The 548-nt window shown below is 72.3% G+C and carries 1 protein-coding gene; it reads left to right on the top strand.

Features of this window, described 5'->3' with window-relative positions; genetic code table 11:
• Positions 1-548 (top strand): hypothetical protein (locus ACEN88_RS33920; protein WP_413346760.1); only part of this gene is annotated, 548 nt, incomplete at both ends.

Below are 548 nucleotides of genomic sequence, written 5' to 3'. Positions count from 1 at the left end.
CCGCCCGTCTCCGGCTCCACGACGGAACCGGGGCCGAACATCGCCTACGCGTCCGACCCGATCCCGCCCGCGCCGGAGCCGCCGGAAATCGTCAAGCGCGCCAGCCTGGCCGACGCGCGCGGCGAGCATCATGTGCGCGTGTCGTGGGCGCCCGCCGCCGGCGCGACCGGGTACTTCATCTACACGGCGACCGAGAGCGCGATCCTCGCGAAGGTCGGCGATCCCGACCACCCGGCGCCCGATCCGACCCTGACCTATACGGAACGGCTGGCCTTCCTGCGCGACTGCCTCGCCGCCTCCACCGACAATTTTCGCGCGCTGTTTACGCGGGTGAACACGAAGGCGCAGCCGGAGACGTCGGCCGACCTCGTGCTGCCGCGCGGGACGAAGGAGATCCATCTGTTCACGATGGTCGCGGTCAACGCGGGCAACGTCGAATCGAACTGGCCCGCCCCGGCCGACAACGAGCAGCGCGTCGTCGCCATCGCGGCGGCGGATCTCCAGCCGCGGCGGGGCCGGCGTGGCGATGTCCGCCGCCGCGGCTGGAG

This window comes from Massilia sp. CT11-108 (genome assembly GCF_047302915.1).
GTDB classification, from domain to species: Bacteria; Pseudomonadota; Gammaproteobacteria; order Burkholderiales; family Burkholderiaceae_D; genus Telluria; species Telluria orientalis.
This window is presented reverse-complemented; position numbering and strand designations above follow the sequence as displayed.